Here is a 22539-nt window from a genome sequence, read left to right on the forward strand (position 1 = left end):
CCTTTACGCTGCAGCGCAGCAACATTTCCTGACAAAGGCGCACGACAGCCGAAAACAGCGATCCGTACTTTTCTCGATCAAGCTCCGCGCCCCGTTCCCCCACCCCTCCGGAGAGCGCGGAGCACCTAAAATCAAGGAAAGGTGACGAGAGTGAATGAACTGATCGGACGCGTCTTCCATTTCGAGAAGACCATCTTCCCCGCCAGCAGCGAACTGTTCGGCAAGCTCGCCAACGAAGGCCAGGAACCCAAGGCCCTCATGATCTCCTGCGCCGATTCGCGTATCGTGCCGGAACAGATCATGCAGGCGCAGCCGGGAGACCTGTTTGTCTGCCGTAACGCCGGCAACATGGTGCCGCCTTACGCCACGCTCAACGGCGGCGTCACGTCCACCGTGGAATACGCCGTGGCCGCCCTCGGCGTCAGCGACATCATCGTCTGCGGCCATTCGGGCTGCGGCGCGATGAAGGCGCTCAGCGACCCGACCGGCCTCGAAGCCATGCCGAACGTGGCCGCCTGGCTCAAGCACGGCGCGGCTGCCGAGCACATCGTCAGCACCTGCCACGGCGAACTGGACGGCAATGAGCGCATTCGTGCCATCAGCCTCGAAAACATCATTGCCCAGATTGCCCACTTGCGCACGCATCCGTCGGTCGCGGCCGCGATCGCCCGCGGCGACGTGACGCTTCACGGCTGGTTCGTGGACATCCACGCCGGCCAGGTCCTCGGCCTCGACGGCGAGACCGGCCAGTTCGAACCGCTTCGCGAGAATGCACCGCTTCCGGTCGCGCTTCGGGCCAAGACCCGCATCGCCACCGAATTCGCAGAGGCAGCAGAATGACGACCGCAACCGCCACCTCTGCGGAGGAAACCCGCAGTGGGCCCTTCGCCCACCTCGCCAGAGACTTCACGGCTTCGATCGTGGTCTTCCTGGTGGCGATGCCGCTCTGCATGGGCATCGCCATCGCCTCCGGCGTGCCGCCTGAAAAGGGCCTGGTCACCGGCATCATCGGCGGCCTGGTCGTCGGCCTGCTGGCAGGCTCGCCGCTGCAGGTGAGCGGCCCGGCAGCCGGCCTTGCCGTCATTGTCTTCGAATTCGTGCGCGAGCACGGCCTCGAAGCCCTTGGCCCGGTCCTGCTTCTGGCCGGCGTGTTCCAGCTCGTGGCCGGTGCGCTGCGCCTCGGCGGCCTGTTCCGCGCCATCAGCCCGGCCGTCGTCCACGGCATGCTCGCCGGCATCGGCGCGCTGATCGTGATCGGCCAGTTCCACATCCTCTTCGACGAGAAGCCGATGTCGAGCGGGCTCCAGAACATGGCGATGATGCCCGCCCGCGTCCTCGGCCTGGACCCCACCAACATGGCCTCCACCGAAATGGCCGTCATGCTCGGCGTCCTGACGATGATCGTCATGATCGGCTGGGAAAAGGTTCGTCCGAAGAACATGGGCCTCGTCCCCGGCGCGCTTCTCGGCGTCGTGGCGGCAACGGCCGTGGCCTGGACCATGGGTCTCGACGTGGCACGCATCGCCGTGCCGGAATCGATCGGCGCGGCCTTCGCCCTGCCGACCAGCACCGGCTGGTTCGCCCCGCTCGCCAATCCGGCCCTGATCGTGGCGGCGCTTGCCATCGCCTTCATCGCCAGTGCCGAGACGCTGCTTTCGGCCGCTGCGGTGGACCGCATGCATGACGGCGTACGCACCAAGTACGACAAGGAACTGCGCGCACAGGGCATCGGCAACCTGCTCTGCGGCGTCTTCGGCGCCCTGCCGATGACCGGCGTGATTGTTCGCAGCTCTGCCAACGTCCAGGCCGGTGCCCGGACCCGTCTTTCGACGATCTTCCACGGCGCCTGGATCCTCGCGTTCATCGCGCTGCTGCCCTGGCTGCTGCGCGAAGTGCCGATGGCGGCTCTTGGCGGCGTCCTGGTCGTGACCGGCTTCCGCCTGGTAAGCCTCAGCCACGTCCGTCACCTGTTCCATGCCTATGGCGCCTTCCCCGCCGTGATCTGGGCCGTGACTTTCGTGCTGGTCGTCACTACCGACCTGCTCACCGGCGTCCTCGTCGGCCTGGCTCTGACCGTGCTGGAGCTGGCTCCGCACTTCAAGAACCTGCGCCTGAACGTGGAAGAGCACGATACCGGCGAATCGACCCGCCTCGCCCTCGGCGGCGGCGCGACGTTCCTCGGCCTCACCCGCCTCAACAAGGTCCTGGAAAAGCTGCCGCATGGCCGCCCGGTCCACCTTGACCTCGGCCAGCTGAAGGTCATGGACCACACCACTGCCGAGACCATCAGCGAATGGCTCAACCGCCGCCGCCAGAGCGGCCATGCGGACCGCGTGACCGGCCCCGAGCTGATCCTGCGGCCGCTGCCTGTCGCGGCATGACGACGTTTCACATCTCGTAAGACGCGGACCTCCTCACGTCCGCGTCCCTCTCCTTGCCGGACGGTTCCCCGCGGACCGTCTGGTTTCTTTTTGCGCAAATGGCGCCGCTTCGTTCGAGAAACACTTTGTCACCGATGCGACACGCTAAGGACAATGATTGGACGTATCGGTGGTCCTGTCTGCATGAAACGAACTCGCCATGTAAGTAGAGTTCGGCTGCAGGCCGCAGGATGGAACGCGACAACAATCATGAGGGCGTTCCATATGAAAATCCGTCTTGCCGCAGGCCTGCTTGGCCTTGCTGCCTCCGGCCTTGCTTTCGCCGCACCGGCCATGGCGCAAGAAGAGGTTCCCAGCGAAATCACCGTTTCCGGCACTGTCGGGCTCGTGTCCGACTATCGCTTCCGCGGCGTTTCGCAGAGCGACAAGGAAATGGCCGTTCAGGGCGGCCTCACCGTATCGCATGAAAGCGGCATCTACGTCGGCACCTGGGCCTCGAACCTGTCGGGCTGGGGCACCTTCGGCGGCTCCAACATGGAACTCGACCTCGTGGCCGGTTACGCCACCGAGATCACCAGCGGCGTGAAGCTGGACGTCGGCCTCACCTGGTACATGTATCCGGGCGGCGCGGACGATACCGACTTTGCCGAGCCTTATGTCAAGCTGTCGGGTGCCGTCGGCCCGGCCAACCTCCTCGTCGGCGTGGCCTACGCCCCCAAGCAGCAGGCCCTCGGCAAAGTCTACGCCAGCGGCGCCGACTATGCGGACGGCATCGGCAACTTCGGTGCCAAGACCGACAACATCTACCTCTGGGTGGACGGCAACACCGCCATTCCGGACACCCCGCTCACCGTGAAGGGGCACTTCGGTTATTCGAACGGCAACTCGGGCCTTGGCCCGAACGGCACCAGCGTAGCCCCCACCGGCGAATATCTCGACTGGATGCTCGGCGCCGACCTCGCGCTCGGCCCGGTCACGCTGGGTGTCGCCTATGTCGACACCGATATCTCGAAGTCGCAGAGCGCCTATCTGCAGCCGAATTTCTCTTCGACCAAGAACGGTTCGCAGATCGCCGGCTCGACCGTGCTGTTCTCGGTCGGCGCGAGCTTCTGATCTCGACCTGACCTGAGCCTTCGGAAAGACGCCCGGCGCGGCCATGCCGCCCGGGCGTCGACCTTTGCCTCTATCCGTCCCGGCGCAACCCGGCGACGATCCGCGCGGCCTGGTCCAGACTGTCGTGCATTTCCGCCTCCGGCCTGCCGATCAGCGCGCGCCGCTGCCCGGAAATCATGCTGGAATAGAGCGCGGCATCCAGCGGAGAAATCCGGGCACCCGGCTCCAGCTGCGCCTGAAGCTGCAGCCCGCTGCTCCGGCCGCGCAAGTAGCGAAGCTGCGGTGCGAAATCGCGAAGCTCCGGATCGCGGGCAACCGCCAGCATCAGTTCCTCCATCGCGGCGAGCCGGCGCGGCTGCGAGGAGAAATCCCGCCAGGCCGCGGTCCATTCGCTCCGTTCCACTTGCTCCACCGGCCCCTCGCGCGAGACTTCGGTAAGCCGGCGATAGATCGTGTTGAAGGCCGCCCGCACCAGATCCGCGCTCGTGCGGAAATTGTAGGAGGCCACCCCCAGCGTCACTTCGGCGCGCGCCGCCACCGCGCGGTGAGTCAGCGCGCTTACGCCGCCTTCCTCGACGATATCGGCCGCTGCGTCCGAAATCCGGGCCGCAACGCCGTTCTGCGCCGGCACTTCGGGCGCTGAGGCCAGGGCGATCTCACGCGCGTGTCGGCGCCACGGGCCTTCCTCGGCAAGTTTGCCCGACAGCCATTCCCCCCAGCCGGTGCAGAATTCATCGAGCGCCGCGCGGTCGATGGTGCGGTTCCAGCGAATGAGATGGAACTGCACCGTCGCTTCAAAGACATGTGCCGTCAACGCGGCATATTGGCCGAGCCCTGCGCGCCCGCAGACCTCGCGCCAGAAATCCGCCCAGAGGTCACGCCACGAATTGATGGCGACGAGATAGGCTTCATCGCGCTGGGCAAGCAGATGGCACTGGTTTGCCGCGAAGGCCAGTTCTCTCCGCTCGCTCGTCCAATCGTCCACCAGCACCGCAAGCGCCCGGGCAATCGATTGCGCTCCGAGGCCTTCCGGCCAACCCGCAAGATCGTCCAGCCGATCGGCGCACCATGTCTGCGCAGCATCGCGCGCATAGGCCTGAGCCGATTGCAACAACTGTTCCATCGAACCGAAGTGATGATAGATGCTGGAGGTCGGCAGGCCAGTCGCGCGTGACAAAGTGCGCGCGGACATCGCGGAATGGCCCTGATTCGCCCAGACGTCCAAGGCAGCCCGGATCAGCTTCTCTTGCGACGAAAACTCTTGAATTTCATGATCTATCACGTCTTGCCGACAGCCTTGTTCCAGGATCTACGCCAGGCGCGGGCGTGGACTCGATGACTTTGCCATAAGCCTGAATGCGCAGACAAGCGAACCGTTCCAGCGCCTGTCACGATTCCCAACAAGCGTAACACAGTTGACATACAGACGTTCTAGCCGACGCCTCGTCATCACCATGAGGGTCGTTTCATGTCCGTCCGCCGCTCTTCCACCTTCCGTTCCATAGCCCTGGCCGGCAGCGCGCTCGGCGCGCTGCTCGCGGCCGGTTCCGCTCACGCCGCCGAAGTCGCCGATGCCGCAGCCGATGCGGCTGCCGAAAGCGCCGAAGCCGGTTCCGGCCTCACCGACATCATCGTCTCGGCCCAGAAGCGTGAGACGAGCCTTCAGACCACGCCGATCTCGATCGCGGTGCTGGGCGCCGAGGATCTCCAGAACCGCCACGTCGTTTCGCTCGAATCCCTGGCAGACGGTTCCATTCCCTCGCTGCGCATCGCGCCGATGTTCTCGCGCAGTTCGGCCCTCACCGTGGGTATGCGCGGCGTCGGCACCTTGGGTGACGCCAACCAGCCTGCCCGCGACCAGGGTGTCGGCGTCTACATCGACGGCGTGTTCATGGGCCGTGCACAGGGCCTTGGCTCGGCACTCTACGATGTCGAGCGCATCGAGGTTCTCAAGGGCCCGCAAGGCACGCTCTTCGGCCGCAACACCGAAGGCGGCGCCATCAGCATCGTCACCAAGAAGCCCAGCGGCGAATTCGGTGTGCGCGCCACGGTCGGCGTCGGCAGCTACGATTCGCGCGAGGCCGGCCTGCACCTCGACCTGCCGAGCTTCGCCAACATCTCCGTCAAGCTGGACGGCCTCATCACCACTCGCGGCGGCACGGTCGACAATCCGCTGGCCGGCGAGCACGATTTCAACGCCTACAACAAGAAGGGCCTGCACGCCGCCGTGCTGTGGGAGCCCTCCAGCAGCTTCAACGCGCTCTATTCCTTCGACATCTCGCGCGACGAAACCACGCCTTACTATCTGCAGCTGCTGACCCGCACCACCGGCCCCCTGCTCCAGATGCAGTCTGACCGCGCCAAGACCGCCAATATCGGCGTGCCGCAGCCCTGGGCGCTCGGCAAGACGCATGGCCACTTGCTCACGCTCGACTGGACGGTTTCACCCGAACTCGAAATCAAGTCGATCAGTTCCTATCGCCAGCTCACCCAGACCCAGAACGACAACGGTTCCAGCAACCTCGGCGTCTTCATCCCGGGCTATAGCAACAACACCAATTTCGCCCGCTTCAGCCTCGCCGACGTCTGGCAGAAGCAGTATAGCCAGGAAGTGCAGCTTATCGGCACCATGGAGCAGCTGAACTTCGTGGTCGGCGGTTTCTACTATCACGAGAAGGTGAGCGATAACGCCTGGACGCCTTACACCAACAAGTGGAACGCGGACGGCACCAGCTACACCATCCTCCCCACGCCGACGTCCTCGATCCCCTTCCCCGATCGCGCCAGCCACGCAGTCACGGAGAGCATCGGCGTCTTCGGCCAGGCGACGTATACGCCGGCCATGCTGGACGACCGCGTCCACCTCACGGCCGGCGGACGCTTCACGCATGACAAGAAGACCGGTGCTCTCGACGAAGTGAACGGCGTCGCCACGAACTACACGCTGGACGGCTCCTGGGATCGCTTCGACCCGATGGTGAACCTCGCCTTCGACGTGACCCAGGACGTGCACGTCTACGGCAAGTGGAGCACCGGCTACAAGGCAGGCGGCGCGAACAGCCGTTCGCTCACTTATCGCAAGTTCGATCCGGAATCGGTCTCCACGTTCGAGATCGGCGCGAAGACCGAGTTCTTCGACAATCATGCCCGCTTCAACGTCGCGGCCTACACGTCCGCCTACAAGGACATGCAGATCGACTTCATCGCGCCGGTCCTGAACACCACCCGCACGACGCTGGAAACCACCAACGCCAGCGGCAATGGCCGGATCAAGGGCATCGAGGCCGACCTCACGATCACGCCGTTCCAGGGCCTGACGCTCACCGGCTCCTATGCCTATACCGACGTCCACCTGCCGCCGGCGCCGAACCCCTTCAACGGTGACGCACTGACCCGAGTCTATGCCGTCTACACGCCGAGCCATGCCGCCAGCGCCGCGATCGACTACGAACTGCCGGTGGCCGACGCCATGCTGCGCTTCCACCTCGACGGCAACTACGCCACCGGTCAGTACTCGATGGCCAGCGATCCCACCAAGACCGGATCGTCCTTCATCGTCAACGGCCGCGTCGCCCTTGCCGACATCCGCATGGCGAGCGGACCGAACCTGGAACTCTCGGTCTGGGCGCGCAACCTGTTCAACGAGGCCTATACGTTCGTGAAGGCCAATGGCGGTTCCTCGCTCGGCTACTACGGGATCTTCAACGATCCGCGCACCGTCGGCGTCTCCGCGACCGTCAAGTACTAAGCTCAGGACATTGGAAAAGAATATGAACTGGCGTTTCCCCGCCGGCGCCCTGATCGCGCTCGGCCTGTTCGCTCAGCCGGCACTCCATGCAGCGGCGAAAGTCGCAGCGCACGCTCCTGCCGCTGAAACGGCGCACCAGCGGCTCCTGCCGCTGGAAGGCGGCCGCAACTTCCGCGACCTCGGCGGCTATCGCACCGCCGATGGCCACACCGTGAAGTGGGGCCTGCTGTTCCGCTCGGGTTCGATGGTGGACCTGACGGCGCAGGATCTGGGCTATCTGAACAAGCTGGGCATCCGAACCATCTGCGACTACCGCGACCGGGGCGAGCGCAAGGCCGAGCCGATGCCCTGGGCCGACGGCACTGGCCCCACTATCTTCGCCGACGACTACGACGGCATGGCGGTCGGCCTGATGCCCAAGGACATGAGCAAGATCACACCGGAAGCGGCCACGGCTGTCATGACCAAAACTTACCCGGCGATGCTCAAGACTTTCGCACCGCAGTTCAAGCGGATGTTCGCGCAGCTCCTGGCGGGCAATGCCCCGCTGGCGTTCAACTGCTCGGCAGGCAAGGACCGCACCGGCGTATCGTCCGCTCTCCTGCTTACCGCGCTCGGCGTGCCGCGCGAAACGGTGATCCAGGACTACCTGCTCACCAACCAATATCTTCCTGCCGCGCTTGCCAAGGCCAAGACCGGCGCCAGCGCTGCCACGGGGCAGGCCTTCCTGTCGCTGCCACCGGCCGTGCAAGCCGCCTTCATGAAAGCCGACCGGGCCTATTTCGAAGCGGCGTTCAAGGCGCTCGACGCCCATCGGGGCGGCGCCATGGGCTACCTCAAGGACGAAATGGGTCTCGACAAGCCGCAGATCGCCAAGCTGCGCGCGGCCTATCTGGACTGAGCATGAAAAGGGTCGGCGCGGTCACTGCATCGCGCCGATCCTTTCCCTTACCACCTGCAAAGGCACATCGCGCGCCGCCACGGCCTCGCCGATGAGCAGCAGAGTCGGATCGTCATCGCTGATCGCGGCGACAAGGAAGGCCAGCGCCGAGAGCTTGCCGCGGATCATGCGTTCGTTTGGCAGCGAGACATTGACCGCGATCATCACCGGCGTATCCGGATGGCGCCCTGCGGCGATCAGCGAGCGGCTGATCTCACCCGCCGCCGCGCGGCCCATGTAGACGCCCAGGGTGCCGCCCGGCCGGGCCAGCGTTTCCCAATCGAGTTTCAGGGGCTCGCCCGCCTTGAGGTGCGCCGTCACCAGCGTCAGCCCGCGCGCCACGCCGCGCAAGGTGAGCGAGGCCAGCCCGCTCGCCGCCGCCGCGCTGGCGGTGGTGATGCCGGGACAGATGCGCACCGGAATGCCCGCTGCCACGAGGTGATCCATCTCCTCGGCCGAGCGCCCGAATATCGAGGGATCTCCGCCCTTCAGCCGCAACACGCGCTTGCCGGCCTGCGCCGCCTCCAGCAGCAGATCGTTGATCGAGCCTTGCGCCTTGCTGTGCCGGCCCGATCGCTTGCCCACGCTCACCCGCTCGGTTCCGGCCGGGATCAGGTCCAGCACGCCGGGCCCGACGAGGGCGTCGACGAAGACCACGTCCGCCGCCTCGATCAGCTTCTGGGCCTTGCGCGTGAGCAGGTCCGGATCCCCCGGCCCGGCCCCGACGAGCCAGACCTCGCCCCTCTCGATCAGATGGGCCCTAACGGGATTGCCCCCCATGGGATCGCCCGCCATCAGGCCGCCACCCGCAAGCTTTCCGGGTGCGCGATCAGGATGCGCTCACCTTCAAGGCGCACGGCAATCGTCGGCGTGCAGCCCTTGTCCTCGCCCTGGGCCTCCCCGCTGGCGAGTGCGATGTTCCAGTTGTGGAGCGGGCAGGCTACCGAGTGGCCATGGACGATGCCCTGGCTGAGCGGCCCCTTCTTGTGCGGGCATTCGTTGACGAGCGCGAAGACCTTGTCGTCGCCGGTGCGGAAAACCGCGATTTCCTTCTCGCCCGCGATCTGCACGGTGCGCGCCCCGCGCAGGGGAATGTCGGACAGGGTGCCGATGTCGATCCAGTCGTTCATATGCGTTACTCCGCTGCCGCCAGTTCCTGGGGTGCCAAAGGTTCAAGGTGCTGATGCAGTTCGGCCTTGTGACCCGCCGCGCGTTCGGCCCAAGGGTCTTCCTGGCTGAAGCTCTGCGAGTAGAGGAAGCGGGCGCGCAGTTCTTCGCGGCCGGTGTCGTCCTCGACGATCCGCTGCCTGATGTATTCCACGCCGACGCGCTCGATCCACGGCGCGGTGCGCTCAAGATAACGCGCTTCCTCTCGGTAGAGCTGGGTGAAGGCGGCGCAGTAATCGAGCGCCTCCTGCTCGGTCGCGACCTTGCAGAGGAAGTCGGTGGCGCGCACGTGAATGCCGCCGTTGCCGCCGACATGGAGTTCGTAGCCCGAGTCCACGCAGACCACGCCGAAGTCCTTGATCGTCGCCTCTGCGCAATTGCGCGGGCAGCCCGAGACCGCAATCTTGAACTTGTGCGGCATCCACGATCCCCAGGTCATCCGCTCGGTCTTCACGCCCAGCCCAGTAGAGTCCTGCGTGCCGAAGCGGCACCATTCGGAGCCTACGCAGGTCTTCACCGTGCGCAGCGACTTGCCATAGGCATGGCCCGAGACCATTCCGGCCGCGTTGAGATCGGCCCAGACGGCGGGCAAGTCTTCCTTCTTGATGCCGAAGATGTCGAGCCGCTGGCCGCCGGTCACTTTCACCATCGGCGCGTCGTACTTCTCCACCACGTCGGCAATCGCGCGCAGTTCGCGCGGGTTGGTAAGGCCGCCCCACATGCGCGGGACCACCGAATAGGTGCCGTCCTTCTGGATATTGGCGTGCATGCGCTCGTTGACGAAGCGGCTCTGCTGGTCGTCCACATATTCGCCGGGCAGCGCGCAGAGCAGGTAGTAGTTGAGCGCCGGACGGCAGGAAGAGCAGCCGTCGGGCGTCGACCAGTGGAGCTTGTGCATCACTTCGGGGATCGACTTCATGTGCTGCGCCACGATCTCGCGCCGCACGTCGTCATGAGTGAAGCTGGTGCACTTGCACATCGTCTTCGGCCCCGACTTGACCTCTTCGCCCAGGGTCAGAGCCAGCAGGCTTTCGACAAGGCCGGTGCAGGAACCGCAGCTGGCCGAGGCCTTGCAGGTGCCGCGCACCGCATCGAGACTGCATGCGCCCGCCGCGATCGAGGCCACGACCTGCCCCTTGGAAACGCCGTTGCAGCCGCAGATCTCGGCATCGTCAGGCAGCGCCGCGACCGCCGCCAGCGGGTCGGCGCTGCCGCCCGAAGCGAAGGCCTGGCCAAGAATGAGGAGGTCGCGGATTTCCGAGACGTCCTCGCCCTTCCTGAGCAGATCGAAGTACCAGTTTCCATCCGCCGTATCGCCGTAGAGCACCGCGCCGACGACCTTGCCGTCCTGCACGACCACGCGCTTGTAGACCCCGCGCGAGGCGTCGCGCAGCACGATGTCCTCGCAGCCCTCGCCGCCCGAGAAGTCGCCCGCCGAGAACACGTCGAGCCCGGCGACCTTCAGCTTGGTGGACGTGACCGAGCCGCGATAGCCGCTGTGCCGGTCGGTCAGGCCGTCGGCCAGGCTGCGGCACATGTCCCAGAGCGGCGCGACGAGGCCGTAGACGTTGCCGTCATGCTCCACGCATTCGCCCACGGCCAGGACGTGCGGGTCGCTGGTGACCATGTGGTCATCGACCTTGATCCCCCTGCCCACGTCGAGACCCGCCTCGCGCGCCAGCGACGTGGAGGGACGGATGCCCACCGCCATGACGACGAGGCTGGCCGGGATCTCGCGCCCGTCCTTCAGACGCACGCCTTCGACTTTGCCCTCGCCCATGATCTCGGCAGTGTCCGCGCCGGTCAGGATGGTCTGCCCGCGCGCTTCGAGCGCGCTCTTGAGCAACCAGCCCGCCGCTTCGTCGAGCTGCCGCTCCATCAGCGTGGGCATGAGGTGGATCACGGTGACTTTCATGCCCCGCAGGGTCAGGCCGTGCGCGGCCTCAAGGCCGAGCAGCCCCCCGCCGATCACCACCGCGTCGCCGCCGTCCGCCGCGGCCTCGAGCATGGTGTCCACGTCTTTCATGTCGCGGAAGGAGATGACGCCGGGCAGGTCCTTGCCGGGAACCGGGATGATGAACGGATCGGAGCCGGTGGCGATCAGCAGCCGGTCGTAGCGAACCTTGCGGCCCGACTGCGCGGTGACGGTCCGCCCCGGACGGTCGATGGTGACGACGGGATCGGACGTGACCAGTTCGATGCCGTTCTCGTCATACCATTCGCGCGTGTTGATGACGATCTGGTCGAAGGTCTTCTCGCCCGCCAGCACCGGCGAGAGCATGATGCGGTTGTAGTTCACATGCGGCTCGGCGCCGAAGATGGTGACGCGGTAGCGCCCCGCGTCGCGCGCCAGCAGTTCCTCCACCGCGCGGCACCCGGCCATGCCGTTTCCGACCACCACCAGATGTTCGCGCACATCGGCCGAAGGCACGATAAGCGCGGTCTCATAGTCCGTCGAACGCTCGATCCCGTCCTGAAATTCCATCCCCGTGACTCCAGAAAACTGAGGGAGAAAAAGAAAAAGGCCGCCATCCGGACCCTCGGTTCGAAAACCGAAAGTCTGGATGGCGGCCTTGCCATCATTCGCGCTTCTGCGGCCCGTCAGTGGATCGCATCGGCTATGGTTTGGAAGGACAGCGTCGTCCTTTGCACTGCACCATACGGCTAAACGGCATGGTGCTCAAGCGATTCCGTCGCGCCTGACGTCAATAGGCCCAATCGAGCTGAATCCAGTACTTATCCGTGTCTGTCGCCATTTCCCGCGCCTCGTAATGGGCATAGCGCAAGGAAACAGCCGTCTTGCGCACCTTCGCAGATGCGAGAAGATCAATCTCGTTGCCGTAATGCTGGCCCAGTCGATCGCTGTCGAAACGGTGCCAGGTCGCCTGAACCGACAGGCCGGAGAGCGGCCCCGCCTGTTTCCAGCCATAGCCACCGCCGAAATAGAGATCCCGCAAGCCGTTCGCCGGAGTCGTCAGGAACTTGTCCGCCCACCCCTGGAACTTGAAGTTGGTGCCGAGCGGCGTCTGGAAACTGGTGAAAGGCAGGCCCTTGCTGGCGCCCAGTACCTCGTAACCGGCATTGAGCTTCCAGCCCTTCACATCGAGCAGCCCGTCCGCAAGCCAATAGTCCGCCGCGTAATCGTTGGGGTTCCGGTCATAGTCGGACTGCCGGGCGTAACTGGCCTGATAGGCCAGCTTCACCGCCGGGCCGAACGCATGGCTTCCCGCGAGCCGTGCTCCGTAGGTCTGGCTGGACTGCCGGAATGCCTGCACGGCCGCCTCGTCCTGATCGACGAGATAGGCAAAGCCGGTCAAGGTGCCGAGCGGCGTGACGTAGGAGAGATTGCCGAGGACGTTGTCGCCTCCGACTGCCTGCTGACGTGCGCCCGCGCCGTCGATGCCCCAGATCGTGCGCACGCTCCAGGCGTAGGAGATATCCAGCTTCAGCCCCCTGATAGGGGTGATCTCGGCGCGCACCGCATCGAAAGTCTGCGCATTGTCGCGAAAACCGACATTGCCGACGAAGCGCTCGTCATCGAGCGTGATCTTCTGACGTCCCGCCGTGAAGCTCAACGCCTTCGTGCGATATTGCAGCTGCGCGACATAGAGCGCCACGTTCTGCGGATCCGCGACCAGCGGCCGCGTCGCCGCGCCGTTCAAACCGTCGTAGTAGTGATCCACCGCAGCCAGCGTGCCCTGGCCGATGACGGTCGCGCTGATCGCGCCGCTGGCGGCAGTTACGCCGCCTCGCACCCGCAAGGTCAGGGCGTCCGCTGCCTGGGAAAGCCCGTCCTGATCGACATGTTCGTAGCGCGCCCGGGCTTCGGCCACGGGCTTCAGCGTCATTTCCTGGGCGCAAGCCGGCCCCGCGGCGGCCAATGCGGCCGCCGTTCCGATGAGATATCGCATGAAGTTGACGCCCCCCCTTCGAGACGAACGGGGCGGCGGCCTTGCCCGGCCGCCGCCTCCTCTCCGATCAGATGCGTGCCGCGGTGTTCCAGCGCGCTCTCCAGCGGCCCTTGACCGCGGCCACGCTCGCCAGTGCCATCACGGCCAGTCCTGCGAAGATCAGGAAGCCGGGCGCGAAGCTGCCGGTCATCTGCTTGGCAAGGCCGAGCGAGCTGGCGAGATAGAACCCTCCGATACCGCCCGCCATGCCGACAAGCCCGGTCATCACGCCGATCTCGGCCTGGAAACGCTGCGGGACCAGCTGGAAGACCGCGCCATTGCCCGTGCCCAGCGCCAGCATGGCCAACACGAACATGCCCAGTGCGCCCGGCAGGCTCACGGCGTTGGCTACGCCCGCCAGAGCCAGTGCGGCAACGAAGTATACCGCCATCAGCGCCTTCACCCCGCCGATGCGGTCGGCCAGCGCGCCGCCCATCGGCCTCACGAGCGAACCTGCAAAGACGCAGGCAGCCGTGCAGTAACCCGCCACGATCGGCGTAAGGCCGAACTGGTCGGTGAAATAGATCGGCAGCGAGGCGGCAAGACCCACGAAACCCCCGAAAGTCACGGCATAGAAGGCCATGAGCCACCAGGCGTCGGCCTGCTTGAGCGGTTCGAAATAGTCGACCAGCTTTCGCGGCGCCGGCTGGTTAGGCGAATCCTTTGCCATGAGCATGTAGACGACGAAGACCAGTGACAGCGGGATGCAGGCAAGGCCCAGCACGGCATTCCAGCCAAACATCTTGGCAAGCATCGGCGCGAAAAGCGAAGCGAGCACGGTGCCCGAATTGCCCATGCCGGCAAGTCCCATCGCCTTGCCCTGGTGCTCGGCCGGATACCAGCGGCTCGCCAGCGGAAGCGCGATCGCGAAGCTCGCCCCTGCAAAGCCCAGGATCACGCCGAGCGCCAGGGTTCCCGCGAAGCTGTTCACGCCCATGAACCAGGCGAAGAACAGACCGGCAATGACGATAAGCTGGCTGATCGCGCCTGAACGCTTGGGTCCGATACGGTCGACCAGCAGCCCGTTGACCACCCGGAGCAAGGCGCCGGCAAGCGTCGGCGTGGCGACCATCAGTCCCTTTTCGGCCGAAGTCAGCCCCAGCGTCCTGGCGATTTCCGGCGCCAGCGGGCCGAGCAAGACCCAGACCATGAAGGCAAGGTCGAAATAGAGGAAGGCTGCGATCAAGGTCGGCGCGTGACCGGCCTTCCAGAAGCTGGTCCCGGCCTCCGATGCGCCGCCGAGATCGGCCGATGCGTCGTCGGCCTGCCGGCCCTCTGCGTCACGTTTCCAGTAAGCGGTTGCCATCGTCGGTTCCCCATAGAGCGGGCACGAAAAAAGCCGCAGGCCGGACGTCACCCTTGGGTGAGCCCGGTCAGCGGCTTTGCTGCGAATATCGGTGAGGATGGCGCCCCGCCCTTGGAGCAGCGCATCCGGTAGTCACGCGTCTTCGCGTGAGGCCCTCATCATCATGCGATTCGCGTCATGTTGCAAGGCACAAAATTCGGCGCCTGGTCAAAGGATGCCTGACCAGCGTTGCCCAGGCAGCGAATCCGCCACTTTCCACTGCCTTCGGCAAGGCGATCAACGCAGTTGCACAAAACCCGCAAGGTAATCGTCGATACGCTCGGGATCGAATACGCGCCCGTCGAAGAACCTGTCCGGCCCCAATGTCAGGTCGCCCTTGCGCGATCCCACGGCCAGCGGCGAATGGACGGCGCCTTCCAGTTTCATGCTCGCGCCCGGCATGGGCACATCGCTTCCGGCCAGGGCACGGCGGAAAACATCGGGGCGGAACACCGCTCCGGCGCGCGCGGCGCTGTCGGCCGAGTGCTCGACCATGCCCCAGCGCACCAGTTGCGAATAGATCCAGAGCGCCTGGCTGCGCCAGGGAAACGGCGTAGCCTCGCGCGAGAACAGCATGAAGTCGGGATTGGGGATCGCCGGTTCGCCTGCCCGGTTCACCATTTCACCGGCCAGAGCGCGGCGGATCAGGTCCGCAGGCTGATCCACATAGCGCGGCGCGGCGAGCAGATCCGCCAGCGCGCTGTGATTGTCCGGCTCGTCGCACCAGGCTGCCGCGCGGACCAGCGCCCGCAGGAGCCGATCGACGGTCTCGGGGTTCTCCTCCATCCAATTCTGGCGGAAGGCGAGCACTTTCTCCACGCCGCGCCGCCAGATCCGCTCGCCCACGGCCACGGTTTCGGCAAGCCCGGCCTCTACCGCCGCGCTGCCCCAAGGTTCGCCTGCGATGAAGCCGTCGATCTCCCCGGCGTGGAGCGCCTCGACCGTCAGCGACGGCGGCAGCACCCGCAAGACGACATCGCGGTCGGGATCGACACCGGCGCTGGCCAGCCAGTAGCGCAGCATCAAGGCATGGCTCGAAAAACGATGGACCACGCCGATCACCGGCTTGCGCCGCCAGAGGCCGATCGCAGCGGCAAAATCGTGCGCCGTGCCCAGCGGATCGGCCAGACGTCCGGCGAGGTCCGGGTCCAGCGCGGCCGCGAAGTCCTTGGCCATGACCAGCATGTTGCCGTTCACGTTCAGCTTGTAAGGGGCGGCCAGCGCGGCGGGTTGCTGGCTGAGGCCCAGCGTCACCGCCACGGCCAGCGGCGCCAGCATGTGCGCGGCCTGCACCTGGCCATAGACCAGACGATCGCGCAGGGTCGCCCAGCTTGTCGTGCGAACGAGGTCGAGCGAAAGCCCCTCTTCCTCGGCAAAGCCCCGCTCCTGCGCCACGGCGAGCACCGCCACGTCGGTGAGCGGCAGGAAGGCAATGCGCAAGTTCGTCGTCATAGTCCCCCTCCCAGAAGGTCGCTGGCGGTAATCAGGGCCTGCGCCACGTCCACGATCTTCTTCCCCTGGTTCATCGCGCTCGACCGCAGGAGCGTATAGGCGTCCTGTTCCGACAGGTTGCGCTGCGCCATCAGGATGGACTTGGCGCGATCGATCACCTTGCGGTCCGAAAGCGCATTGCGCGCCTCGTCCAATTCGGCCTGGATCCGGGCGAAAGCATTGAAGCGCCGCACCGCCAGCTCAAGCACCGGCTTCACCCGCTCCTTGCGCAACCCGTCGACGACATAGGCCGAGACGCCCGCATCGATGGCCGCACCGATCATCGCTTCGTCGGACTGGTCCACGAACATCGCGATGGGCCGCGCGAGCGCACGGCTGACGCTGAGCATTTCCTCCAGAGTGTCGCGGCTGGGACTGCCAAGGTCCATGAGCACCACGTCGGGCGCCATCCGTTCGAGGCGGGCCACGAAGGCGCCGCGCGGCGGGACGATATGGATATCGTCATACCCGGCCTCGCGCAGGCCCTCTTCGAGAACCGTCGCGCGCAATCCGCTGTCGTCGATGATGACGATTCTCATCGAGTGCCCAAATTCCATCGAAGTGAAGCCCGTCTTTCGCGCCGCACATTGCCGAGGCGGCTTGCCACGTCAACGACAGAGCAGAAATAGCGGCGAACAGTCTTCCCGTTAAAAAGCCGTCCCGCAATATGTAAAAACATTTGTCTTTTTCCCGGAAGCCGTGTTTCTTGGTCAAACAAGGCCGAAGCGGCATAGAGGGGCAGGGGATGATGAAACGGACGAAGCGTTCTGCGCAAGCAGTTCTGGGCATGGCATGCGCGGTTTCCTGGCTGGCGGTGTCCGCTTCGGCAGGGGCGCAAGTGGCCGGCCCCTTCGATCTTCGGCTTATTCCCGCGGCGCCGACATGGTCCAGCGACCTCTCCCTGCCCGAGGGCGATTGGACGCTCTCTTTCCGCGCCGCCCTTGAGGCCGGCAGCGAAGGCACTCTGGTCGCATTGGGAGACGAGACGGCGGCGCAGCTTTCGCTCTCCATCGCGGCGGGTCGGCCCGTTCTTTCCGCCGGCGGGCAGACCGCGCGAGGCGGCGGCTTGAGCAAAGCGGACGCCTGGCACCACTACGCCATCGTCTCGGCAGGCGGCAGCCAGCGCCTCTTCGTGGACGGACGCCTGGCCGCGACGCTGACGCAGCCGCTTGCGGGAGCACCCGGCAAGCTGCTGGTGGCGCCATCGACCCAGCCCTCTGGCGGTATTGCCGCGCGCCTCGTCGAGCTCCGTATCGATGCCGGAGCGATGTCCCCGGCCGACTTGCGCAATGCTGCTGTAGAGGGCCGCGATCCGGCTCTGGTCCAGTTCACCGAAACGAGTGCCCGCTGGCCGCTTCAAGTCAAGCAAATGCAAGGGCAATTGACGCCCCAGCCCCCGGCCACACTCCCGCGTAGCGCGGCAGCCCCGGACAAGCCCATCGCGAAGCCCGTCGCGCCAACGTCCGCGCTCGTCGCCCAGGGCGATGCCGCGTGGACGCTGCAGAAATGGACGCTCGCCGAAGCGCCGGCCGTGTCCGGTGACGGCAGCACGATCTCGCGCCCCGGCTTCACCAACGGCAAGTGGTACGCCGCAACCGTTCCCGGCACGGTGCTGACCACGCTGGTGGATCGCGGCGTCTATCCCGACCCGGCCCATGGCCTGAACAACCTCGTCATTCCCGAGAAGTTGGCGCGGCAGGACTACTGGTACCGCACCGAGTTCGAACTGCCCTCAGAAACATCGGGCAAGCATCTGGAACTGTTGCTGAATGGCGTGAACTTCAGTTCGCAGGTATGGGTAAACGGTGTCGAGGTCGGCACGACCCGAGGCGCTTTCGTGCGCGGCCGCTTCGATGTTTCGGCCTACCTGAAACCCGGCCGCAATGCCGTGGCGATCCGCGTTTCGCCGCCGCCCCATCCGGGCCACGCCCATGAGGAATCGCTGACGTCCGGCGTGGGCGAGAACGGCGGCGCCATGATGCTGGACGGCCCGACTTTCGGCGCTTCCGAAGGCTGGGACTGGATCCCCACCATTCGCGACCGACAGACAGGTCTCTGGCAGGACGTGCAGCTGCTCGCCTCGGGCGACGTCCAGATCGGCGATCCGCAAGTCGTCACCACCCTGCCCCGCGCCGACAATTCCGTGGCGAATGTCGAGATCACGGTACCTGTCGAGAACCTGTCCGACCAGTCCCGCACGGCAACCGTGCGCGCCGCTTTCGATGACGTGGCGGTCGAGCGGTCGATCACCATTCCCGCGCATCAGTCCGCGGCGGTGCGCTTCTCGCCAGACAGCGACGCGGCCCTTGCGGTACGCAATCCGAAGCTGTGGTGGCCGAACGGCTACGGCGACCCGGCGCTGCACACGCTGCATCTGACCGCTTCGGTGGACGGCGCCAGGTCCGACGCGAAGGATCTGCGTTTCGGCATGCGGCAGGTAACGTACGAGATGTCGCTGGTGGACGACACCGGCAACCTCGACCGGGTCGTCATAGACTTCGAAAAGGCCCGCGCGCTTGGCCAGCAGATCGTCGACGAGCGACACGAGGCGATCCGGCAGGTGCGCGGCGGCTGGGCCTATTCCTTCGCTCCCGGCGCCGACAAGTCCCCAGCCGTCACGCCGATCCAGGGCGACGAAGCGCTCTCGCCCTTCCTCGTCCTGCGCGTCAACGGCGTGCGGGTCGCCGCGCGCGGCGGCTCGATCGGCATGGACGATTTCATGAAGCGGGTGGACCGCCAGCGGCTGGAGCCGTTCTTCAAGCTCCACAAGGACGCCCACGTCAACGTCATCCGCAACTGGGTGGGCCAGAACACCCAGGCCAGCTTCTTCGACCTGGCGGACGAATACGGCCTGATGGTCATGAGCGACTTCTGGGAATCGACGCAGGACTACAATATCGAGGCCGAGGACGCCGAGCTGTTCCTCGGCAATGCCACGGACGTGGTCCAGCGTTTCCGCAACCACCCTTCGATCATCCTGTGGTTCGGCCGCAACGAAGGCGTGCCGCAGCCGATCCTCAACGAGGGCCTGGATGCCATGCTGCGCAAGGAAGACGGCACCCGGCTCTACATGGCCTCTTCCAATCGCATCAACCTGCACGATTCCGGGCCCTATAACTGGCGCGCACCCGAAAAGTATTTCACCGAATATTCCAAGGGTTTCGCGGTCGAAGTTGGCACGCCTTCCTTCCCGACGCTGGAATCCTGGGAACGCGCCATCCCGGCGAGCGAGCGCTGGCCGATCAGCGATACCTGGGCCTATCACGACTGGCATCAGACCGGGAACGGCGCGGTGAAGAGCTTCACCGATGCCATGGACCGTGAATTCGGCAAGGCCACCAGCCTGCCGGACTTCGAGCGCAAGGCGCAAATGCTGGAGTACGAAAGCTACCGTGCGATCTTCGAGGGCATGAATGCCGGGCTCTGGACCGAGAATTCGGGACGCATGCTCTGGATGACGCAGCCCGCATGGCCAAGTTCGGCCTGGCAGATCCTGTCTTCCGACTATGACACCCATGGCGCATTCTACGGGATGAAGAAGGCCTCAGAGCCGGTCCACGTCCAGATGAACCTGCCGGATCACAAGGTGATCCTGGTAAACAACCGGATGACGGCACTGAGCGGCGTTACGGTGCGCGCGGTGGTCCAGGCGCTCGATGGCCGGCAGCTCGCGGCGCAGGAAAAGAAGCTCGACCTCGTCGGCGGCAAAGTCGGCGATGCCTTCACGCTCGACCTGGCGCCCTTGACGGCATCCGGGCCGGTCCTGATCCGCCTCGAAGCGCTCGACACAACGGGAACACGCCTTTCCGACAACTTCTACTGGCAGGCCACCAGCGACGAGGCGCTTCAGGCCCTCAGCACCATGGCCCCCGTCCCGCTCACGGCGCAAGCGCGGGCCGCGCAAGCTGGCGACGAAGCGAAAATCGAGGTCACCTTGAGCAATCCGGGCAAGACGGCTGCAATCCAGACCAAGCTGACCTTGTTCGACGCTGCCGGCAAACAGGTCCTGCCGGCCTATTTTTCAGACAATTACATCTCGCTCCTGCCAGGCGAGACGCGTAACGTGACGATCACGGCCCCCAGGGATGCAGCCGGAAGTTCACCTTCCGTCAAGCTCCGCGGTTGGAACGTCGCACCCCGGACCATCGCCACAGGAAAATGACCTTGCGACTGAAGACCCTGCCCGCTTTTTCCGCTGCCGTCGCCGCCCTTGCCATCGCGCCCCCCGCCCTGGCCCAGGCCCCGGCCGTTTCGACCCTGCCGGTCCAGACCGCCGCGCAGGCCGCGGACCTGCGTTTGCGTACGGACTGGGCCTGGAGCGCGCGCTACCGCGAGGCGAATGCCACCGATGTCGTGGGCACCGTCAAGCCCCGTATCGTCCTGATGGGCGATTCCATCACGCAGGGCTGGTACGATCTCGATCGCGCCTTCTTCACGCCCGGCAGGATAGGGCGCGGCATCGGCGGCCAGACCACCTCCCAGATGCTGCTGCGTTTCCGGCAGGACGTGATCGACCTCAATCCGCAAGTCGTCCAGATCATGGCCGGAACCAACGACATCGCCGGAAATACCGGACCGATGACCGACGAGCAGATCCAGGCCAACTTCCGCTCCATGGTGGAAATGGCGCAGGCTCACGGCATCCGCGTGATCCTGGCTTCCATCCCGCCCGCCGATCTGTTCCCCTGGCGCCCCGGCCTGGATACGGGTCCGCGTATCCAGCGGATCAACGCCTGGCTCAGGACTTATGCTGCCAAAACCGGATCGGTCTATGCGGATTACTGGACGGCCATGAAAGGCACCGGTCTCGGCGCACGCGAAGGGCTGACGTCGGATCACGTCCACCCGACCCCGGCCGGCTACGAAGTGATGAACAAGGTGGCCGAGGCCGCCTTCACCCAGGCGCTCGCGCTACCCGCCCCGCGGCCGCTAGCCGCCGCCCGCATACCGTGATCGCCGCAATGCTGCTCGCGGCTGCGGCTGCGAGCACCCCCGCCCCGGTCGTCGAAACCGATGTCGGGACGATCCAGGGCGAAGCGACGCCGGACGGTCGCAGCCTGTTCCGCGGTGTTCCCTTCGCCGCTCCGCCGATCGGCGACTTCCGCTGGCAGCCGCCCCAACCCGTCACGCCGTGGCAAGGCGTGCGAGAAGCGGTGCGCGCGGCTCCGGCCTGCATGCAGGTGGACTATGGGTGGAACCACGGGGCGGCCGCAAACCAGTCGGAAGACTGCCTCTACCTGGACGTCGCCACGCCTTCCCTGAAACCGAAGGCGCCGCTGCCGGTCATGGTGTGGATCCATGGCGGTGGCAACCGCGCCGGTAGCGGCGCGGGAACGTTGGCCTCTCCCATCGTGCGCCGCGGTGTTGTGCTGGTGAGCCTGCAATACCGCCTTTCGGCGTTCGGCTTCCTCTCGCATGCCGCCTTGGGCGCACATTCGGGCAATTATGGCCTCATGGACCAGCAGGCCGCCCTGCGCTGGGTCCGCGCGAATATCGCCCGCTTCGGCGGGGACCCGGCCAATGTCACGATCTTCGGGGAATCGGCAGGCGCTCAGGATGTCGGGCTGCAGATGCTCTCACCCGGCGCGAAGGGGTTTTTCAGCAAGGCCATCGCCGAAAGCGGCACGCCGGGTTTCGGTCTGCCGCCGCGAAGCCTGGCGCAGAACGAGGCGCTGGGCGAAACCATCGTGCGCGCGGCCGGAGCGCCGCCTCACGCCAGTGCCCGGCAGCTTCGCGCGCTTCCCGCCGAGGCCCTGCTCCGGGCCAGCGACACCGCCGACGTTCCCGGCCTGGACGACAAGAGCTTCATCTGGCTGCAGGCCGTGACGGACGGCACGGTCCTGACCGAGACGCCCGCGGCCGCCCTGTCGCGCGGCGTTGGGCGAAAAATTCCCCTGCTGATCGGCAACAACCTCTACGAACTCGGGCTCTACGGCGCACCGGAGCGTGCCATCGCACGGGGTTTCGGCGCCAATGCCGGCAGGGCCAAGGAGGCCTACGGGCTTGTCCAGGGCAAGGCACCTCCGGCCGACCTCAACTTGCGGCTGGCCAACGACCTTACCTTCCGTTGCCCTTCGCTCCATGTTGCCGCGGAGCGCGGGCGATCGGGCGGCGCAACGTGGCACTACCAGTTCGACCTCGATGGGCCGGACGCCAAGCCCGTGACCCATGGCTCCGAAATCCGCTACGTGCTCGGCGATGAAGGCGCTTCCGATCAGGCCCTCGCGCCGCTGGCCGCCTATTGGGTGAACTTTGCCCGCAGCGGCGATCCCAACGGCGGCGCCTTGCCCGCATGGCCGCGCTTCTCAAACGAGGCCCGCTCAATGGAATTCACCGCCGCCGGAGCCAGGGTCGTTGAGAAGCTCTCGGCCGAAGTCTGCGCCCTTCGCACGGCGCCCTGACAC

General features: G+C 65.8%; 16 protein-coding genes. 8 read left to right on the plus strand and 8 right to left on the minus strand.

Annotated elements, in window-relative coordinates; genetic code table 11:
* Positions 1-150: 150 nt before the first annotated feature.
* The 3 genes from EDF57_RS20365 to EDF57_RS20375 all read left to right on the plus strand — a co-directional run bounded on the left by EDF57_RS20365 (position 151) and on the right by EDF57_RS20375 (position 3494).
* Positions 151-840 (plus strand): carbonic anhydrase, encoded by a 690-nt coding sequence (locus EDF57_RS20365; RefSeq protein ID WP_132265786.1) that lies wholly within the window; start codon positions 151-153, stop codon positions 838-840.
* Entirely contained in the window at positions 837-2381 is a 1545-nt protein-coding gene (locus EDF57_RS20370; protein ID WP_132265788.1) for a SulP family inorganic anion transporter, read from the plus strand. The genes EDF57_RS20365 and EDF57_RS20370 overlap by 4 nt, the downstream gene beginning before the upstream one ends.
* A 264-nt stretch (positions 2382-2645) precedes the next feature.
* Positions 2646-3494, plus strand: coding sequence for a TorF family putative porin (locus EDF57_RS20375; protein WP_134095572.1), 849 nt, complete (start codon positions 2646-2648; stop codon positions 3492-3494).
* Between the two features lie 70 nt (positions 3495-3564).
* Here EDF57_RS20375 and EDF57_RS20380 read toward each other — a convergent pair whose 3' ends face one another.
* On the minus strand, positions 3565-4776 hold the full coding sequence (locus tag EDF57_RS20380; protein WP_279587450.1) for a TetR family transcriptional regulator: 1212 nt from the start codon (positions 4774-4776) through the stop codon (positions 3565-3567).
* 186 nt (positions 4777-4962) lie between these two features.
* On the opposite strand from EDF57_RS20380, the gene EDF57_RS20385 reads away from it, so the two are divergent.
* Both EDF57_RS20385 and EDF57_RS20390 read left to right on the plus strand, forming a co-directional pair.
* Positions 4963-7242, plus strand: a complete 2280-nt coding sequence (locus tag EDF57_RS20385; RefSeq protein ID WP_134095573.1) for a TonB-dependent receptor — start codon at positions 4963-4965, stop codon at positions 7240-7242.
* Between the two features lie 22 nt (positions 7243-7264).
* On the plus strand, positions 7265-8143 hold the full coding sequence (locus tag EDF57_RS20390; protein ID WP_134095574.1) for a tyrosine-protein phosphatase: 879 nt from the start codon (positions 7265-7267) through the stop codon (positions 8141-8143).
* 21 nt (positions 8144-8164) lie between these two features.
* Here EDF57_RS20390 and cobA read toward each other — a convergent pair whose 3' ends face one another.
* The 7 genes from cobA to EDF57_RS20425 all read right to left on the minus strand — a co-directional run bounded on the left by cobA (position 8165) and on the right by EDF57_RS20425 (position 16674).
* Entirely contained in the window at positions 8165-8977 is an 813-nt protein-coding gene (gene cobA / locus EDF57_RS20395; protein ID WP_243841169.1) for a uroporphyrinogen-III C-methyltransferase, read from the minus strand.
* Positions 8977-9312, minus strand: a complete 336-nt coding sequence (nirD, locus tag EDF57_RS20400) for a nitrite reductase small subunit NirD (protein WP_132265797.1) — start codon at positions 9310-9312, stop codon at positions 8977-8979. Before nirD ends, cobA begins: the two co-directional genes overlap by 1 nt.
* A gap of 5 nt (positions 9313-9317) precedes the next feature.
* On the minus strand, positions 9318-11834 hold the full coding sequence (gene nirB, locus EDF57_RS20405; RefSeq protein ID WP_134095575.1) for a nitrite reductase large subunit NirB: 2517 nt from the start codon (positions 11832-11834) through the stop codon (positions 9318-9320).
* 220 nt (positions 11835-12054) lie between these two features.
* Positions 12055-13260, minus strand: a complete 1206-nt coding sequence (locus tag EDF57_RS20410) for a hypothetical protein (RefSeq protein ID WP_134095576.1) — start codon at positions 13258-13260, stop codon at positions 12055-12057.
* Between the two features lie 67 nt (positions 13261-13327).
* A complete protein-coding gene (locus tag EDF57_RS20415; protein WP_134095577.1) occupies positions 13328-14605 on the minus strand; it encodes a nitrate/nitrite transporter in 1278 nt (425 codons plus the stop codon).
* Between the two features lie 276 nt (positions 14606-14881).
* On the minus strand, positions 14882-16096 hold the full coding sequence (locus tag EDF57_RS20420) for an ABC transporter substrate-binding protein (RefSeq protein WP_132265804.1): 1215 nt from the start codon (positions 16094-16096) through the stop codon (positions 14882-14884).
* A complete protein-coding gene (locus EDF57_RS20425; RefSeq protein ID WP_132265806.1) occupies positions 16093-16674 on the minus strand; it encodes an ANTAR domain-containing protein in 582 nt (193 codons plus the stop codon). Before EDF57_RS20425 ends, EDF57_RS20420 begins: the two co-directional genes overlap by 4 nt.
* 248 nt (positions 16675-16922) lie before the next feature.
* Between EDF57_RS20425 and EDF57_RS20430 the strand changes: the two genes are divergently transcribed.
* From EDF57_RS20430 to EDF57_RS20440, 3 genes are read left to right on the plus strand one after another with little or no spacing between them, the layout of a single operon-like run.
* The gene (locus tag EDF57_RS20430) at positions 16923-20297 is read left to right on the plus strand and encodes a sugar-binding domain-containing protein (RefSeq protein ID WP_208324911.1); all 3375 of its coding nucleotides are present in this window, start codon (positions 16923-16925) and stop codon (positions 20295-20297) included.
* A gap of 2 nt (positions 20298-20299) precedes the next feature.
* Entirely contained in the window at positions 20300-21088 is a 789-nt protein-coding gene (locus EDF57_RS20435) for a GDSL-type esterase/lipase family protein (RefSeq protein ID WP_347876959.1), read from the plus strand.
* Positions 21085-22536, plus strand: coding sequence for a carboxylesterase family protein (locus tag EDF57_RS20440; protein ID WP_243841170.1), 1452 nt, complete (start codon positions 21085-21087; stop codon positions 22534-22536). The genes EDF57_RS20435 and EDF57_RS20440 overlap by 4 nt, the downstream gene beginning before the upstream one ends.
* Positions 22537-22539: the final 3 nt, after the last annotated feature.

Source organism: Novosphingobium sp. PhB55 (assembly GCF_004368805.1).
Taxonomy (GTDB): domain Bacteria; phylum Pseudomonadota; class Alphaproteobacteria; order Sphingomonadales; family Sphingomonadaceae; genus Novosphingobium.

Coding starts and splice junctions, on each gene's coding strand:
- EDF57_RS20370 (WP_132265788.1), top strand. CDS start 837: ATGACGACCGCAACCGCCACCTCTGCGGAGGAAACCCGCAGTGGGCCC.
- EDF57_RS20375 (WP_134095572.1), top strand. CDS start 2,646: ATGAAAATCCGTCTTGCCGCAGGCCTGCTTGGCCTTGCTGCCTCCGGC.
- EDF57_RS20385 (WP_134095573.1), top strand. CDS start 4,963: ATGTCCGTCCGCCGCTCTTCCACCTTCCGTTCCATAGCCCTGGCCGGC.
- EDF57_RS20390 (WP_134095574.1), top strand. CDS start 7,265: ATGAACTGGCGTTTCCCCGCCGGCGCCCTGATCGCGCTCGGCCTGTTC.
- cobA (WP_243841169.1), bottom strand. CDS start 8,977: ATGGCGGGCGATCCCATGGGGGGCAATCCCGTTAGGGCCCATCTGATC.
- nirD (WP_132265797.1), bottom strand. CDS start 9,312: ATGAACGACTGGATCGACATCGGCACCCTGTCCGACATTCCCCTGCGC.
- nirB (WP_134095575.1), bottom strand. CDS start 11,834: ATGGAATTTCAGGACGGGATCGAGCGTTCGACGGACTATGAGACCGCG.
- EDF57_RS20410 (WP_134095576.1), bottom strand. CDS start 13,260: ATGCGATATCTCATCGGAACGGCGGCCGCATTGGCCGCCGCGGGGCCG.
- EDF57_RS20415 (WP_134095577.1), bottom strand. CDS start 14,605: ATGGCAACCGCTTACTGGAAACGTGACGCAGAGGGCCGGCAGGCCGAC.
- EDF57_RS20420 (WP_132265804.1), bottom strand. CDS start 16,096: ATGACGACGAACTTGCGCATTGCCTTCCTGCCGCTCACCGACGTGGCG.
- EDF57_RS20425 (WP_132265806.1), bottom strand. CDS start 16,674: ATGAGAATCGTCATCATCGACGACAGCGGATTGCGCGCGACGGTTCTC.
- EDF57_RS20430 (WP_208324911.1), top strand. CDS start 16,923: ATGGCATGCGCGGTTTCCTGGCTGGCGGTGTCCGCTTCGGCAGGGGCG.